Annotated in this window: 3 protein-coding genes and 1 pseudogene; 2 read left to right on the top strand and 2 right to left on the bottom strand. The window is 69.3% G+C overall.

Going from position 1 to position 3,560, the window contains the following annotated elements; all coding sequences use genetic code 11:
- Positions 1 to 101: 101 nt before the first annotated feature.
- Positions 102 to 515 (bottom strand): hypothetical protein, encoded by a 414-nt coding sequence (locus ACTUAL_RS08725; protein WP_440899893.1) that lies wholly within the window; start codon positions 513 to 515, stop codon positions 102 to 104.
- A 1,137-nt stretch (positions 516 to 1,652) separates the two neighbouring features.
- Here ACTUAL_RS08725 and ACTUAL_RS08720 point away from each other — a divergent pair.
- Positions 1,653 to 2,015: a hypothetical protein gene (locus ACTUAL_RS08720; RefSeq protein WP_440899894.1), complete on the top strand. Its 363-nt coding sequence runs from the start codon at positions 1,653 to 1,655 to the stop codon at positions 2,013 to 2,015.
- A 141-nt stretch (positions 2,016 to 2,156) separates the two neighbouring features.
- Here the strand turns inward: ACTUAL_RS08720 and ACTUAL_RS08715 are convergent.
- Positions 2,157 to 2,330 (bottom strand): annotated as a pseudogene (locus tag ACTUAL_RS08715) (PH domain-containing protein); the annotation flags it as partial.
- A gap of 782 nt (positions 2,331 to 3,112) precedes the next feature.
- Between ACTUAL_RS08715 and ACTUAL_RS08710 the strand changes: the two are divergent.
- The coding region (locus ACTUAL_RS08710) for an RNA polymerase sigma factor (RefSeq protein ID WP_440899892.1) at positions 3,113 to 3,560 on the top strand (448 nt) is incomplete at its 3' end.

Genomic DNA, 3,560 nt, shown 5'->3' with positions numbered 1-3,560 from the left:
GGGACGGCTCGGCCGCGGCGCCAGCTGGCGTGTCATCTACTACTTCAGCGGTCTCGACGTTCGCCCGGGCCCTGACCCTTCGGCGCCGGAGCGCGGCGAGGTCACCCGCCGGAGAGCGGTAGGACCTCCGAACACGCCTCGACCGAGTCGGCCACCCAGGGCTCCGAGCCGCTCCGGGTCGCGGTAACGCGTACCTGCGGCCCGGCGCCGAAGTCCGCCACGACGTCTACCGACGCCTGATCCCCTGTGAGGGACTCCTCGCCGACCTCCAGCCGCGCACCGACCAATTCCGGCATTGCCTCGACCACGGCGGCCGCCGGCTCTCGGTCGCCCAGCTCGGCAAGATCCGCCGAGCCGTCCTGATTGAGGTGCAGCGACCAAGTGGCGAGCTCCTCGCCCTCGCAAGCAAGGCCGTCGCTGCTAGGGGCAGCAACGTCACCGCTACCGCTCCCGCAGCCGGCAAGCACCAGGGCGCACCCGAGGACCACCACCGTTCCGGGCATCCAGGCCACCATGCCCGCAGCCTGGCACGACGGTCACTTGCGAGGGGCAGGGTTGTCACCTGGGGATGCCCAGCTGACAAGCGGCTACCGGCGGCGTCGCAACCGCCGCGAGGTGTCCGCACACAGGGGAACGCCTACCGATTGGTGTCAGTGCTCTTGCTGAGCTGATTGCTGACGGCGCATCTGCTCCCGGGCCAGTAGGCCGTTGACGACCACCCCGAAGAGTCCCACCACGGCAAGCAACGGATACCCCAACCCCGCGGCGGCCGCGCTCAGGCCGATGCAGAAGACACATAAGAAGCGGAAGGTCCACGCCAGAGACGCGCTGTGCCGAAGCCCTGAGTCCACCCCGATGACAGTACTCAGCACTCGGGTCGACCTTGAAGGCATCAACGCATGCTGCTGATCACCTCCCAGTCATCGGCGCCGCGTTGCCGATCAGGCTCGGACTGTCATCGCCGGACACCGATCCTCTGCCGGACGATGCGCTCAGGGGCTCGCGGGGCCGGGTTTCGCCTCGGCAGCCCGCCCTGACAGCCAGCGGTGTCAGTGAGGGGTCGGCTATCGGACGCCTCGAACCGTCTGAAGACCGACCTCAAGACCACGAGCCCCACCACCGATGTCAGGGTGTGAAGGTTCGTGTTGCCACCGCCCTGACAGTCCTGGTGCTCCTGCCCGGGTGCACGTCTGCGGCGAGCGCGCCGGACCCTAATGCGCAGATGTGCCAAGGGTTCCGAGAGTCGGACGCGGTCCTCCTTCTGGATCCGGTGAGACTGGTTGGAGCCCTCGCCGACCCTGCTGTGGCGGACCCATCCAGAGCTGAGGTGGAGGAAGTCGTCCGGGCAGTTCAGGCCCTGGCGACGGCGGCCCCGAGCGACATGCGACCGACCGTCTTGGCCTACATCGCACCGTTGGCCAAGACCGTGGAGGAACCGGGCTTCGATCTAGCAACCCGAGAGGCGGCACGCGATCTGATCAGCCCGCACATGGTGGCCGCAGGTGACCTCGTGCTGGCCTGTCCACCTAGCGCGTAGCAAGGCCAGGCCCAGCTGGCCCCCTTCCCCTCAACGTCTCACGAACCGATCCCTAGTGGGATGCGGCATCTGCGACCGCGCACCTACCGGACCAACCCTCCGGCAGCATGAGCCCATGGCAGGCGGAGCGTTCCGGATCGACCACGTCGAGGTCGGAGGAGAGTGGTGTCGCCTCGTCCTGTTCGAGGCGGACCGATCCCACTTCGTAGCGAAGGCCGCGGATCTGGACGTGCGGCTACCGCGCGGCTGGCGGAAGACGCGACCCCAGCCGCTCGACCACACCTGCGGCCTGGATGACCTCGTGCACCTCTCTCCGGTCGAGGCCATTCCACGCAGCTACGCCGGCTCGCTACCGGCGCTCACCGCGATGCTTGTCACCGCGCAGGAGGATCCTAAGCGGGGGCCGACGTGGTGGCGCATCGAGCAAGCCGCCCACAACGCCGCACAGGTCGTGCCATGCCAGGTGGATCACACGTAGGCCGAGGGATCCGCCGGGAACCAGCGGCCGATCCCGGCTGGCGATCCACAAACGGTTAGCGGGGGCGGACCTGGCGAAGTCAACTCCGGAGCTGCTCTCGCCACGATCGACAGTGCCCGCCGGCACGGCTCCCGGAAGCGTCAGCCTGCGGCCGTCCGTCAATTCGAGTACCTGGGCCACGTCCATGGCGCCATCCTTGGGCGCCTGCCGCACGACGTCGGCCCAGGGCACCCTCCGCGAACTCAGTGTCTTCCGTACCGTCAACCCCTTGGAATCTGCCACGACACCCACCCGCGGGTAGCTCAGCAAGGCCATCCCCAGCAACAACGCCCCCGCGAGGCCGACCGCCCAAGCGAACCATGCGGGAGCAGTCGGTCGAACGACCAGCACGGCCAAGACCAGGAACCCGACACCGTTGACTTCGAAGTTGACCGGTGCCGTCTGCTCGCGACGCGGCGGCCTCCAGTACAGAGTCGAGTCGCTCCCATCGACCACGCGAGCAGCCCCTCAGAGGTCACGTGACTCCGCTAGCAGACGAACGGACCGGTGACAGGCCGTTCGGTGGACGATCGCTACCGGAGTACGTTCCGCCTCGGCCAGGTGTAGACCGTCAACTTCTCTCCGGGCGGCGCGGCTGGCGGAACTGGACGGACGTCTTCCAGCCCAGAGGCTCGCCGCGACGAGCAGCCGCTCGCTTCCTGATCAAGGCCAGTAGCCCCACGAACAACAAGGGGATGACTACGAGCGGGACCACGATCAAGGCCACCACTTCCAGCGACACGACATTCTCCAATGGGTTGCCCTCGGGTGTCTCACGCACCATAGGCGGCACCAGGACCGAAATCCCGCTGACCTGAGGCTCTCGCAGCACGAATGGGTGACGCCGTTCCATGGCGCCTCAGCAATGTCCCAGCAGCCGACCCCCTGCCGCGAACACGCCGTTCAGCCGCTCGACGTCCACCACCCCTGCTGGTGCCGTGCCGGCAGAGCCGTCCGGGGTGCATCGTCCGGACGGGTGCCCCATCCGGTGCCAGAACCGCCACGGTTCAGCCCCGCAGTGCTGGCGCCCGCCCACCCGGCGGCACGACCATGACCCCATGGCCGACGAGGACGTCCTGTACGAGGGCGTCCGTCTCGGCAGCCGGCGGGCCTTCGACGAGCTGCTCGCCCACGTCGACCCCACCATGCGCCGCCTCGGCCGGCTGTACGTGCCCGGGCCCGCCGTCGCCCCGCTCGTCGCGACCACGTGGACGGTCGCGCTGCCGGGGCTCGACATGTTCACCTGGCACACCACGCTGCGGGCGTGGGTGACCGGCATCTTCGTCACCTACGCCCGGGCCGCCGCGGACCACGGACCGGCGCCGCCACCGCCACCGGCACCGCCGGCCCCGGCACCGGGCCCCGGCGGCGAGGTCCCGTGGGAGACCCTCGGCTGGTCGGCCTGGTGGCCGCCGGCCTGCTGGGACGACCTCGACCGCGCCGTCGCGGCCCTGCCCCTGCCGCAGCGCGAGGTGCTGTGGCTGCACGACGTGGAGCGCTGGGACC

The organism is Actinosynnema sp., from assembly GCF_052038725.1.
Note: the sequence above shows the minus strand (reverse complement) of the source record. Positions and strands in the feature narration are given on the sequence as shown.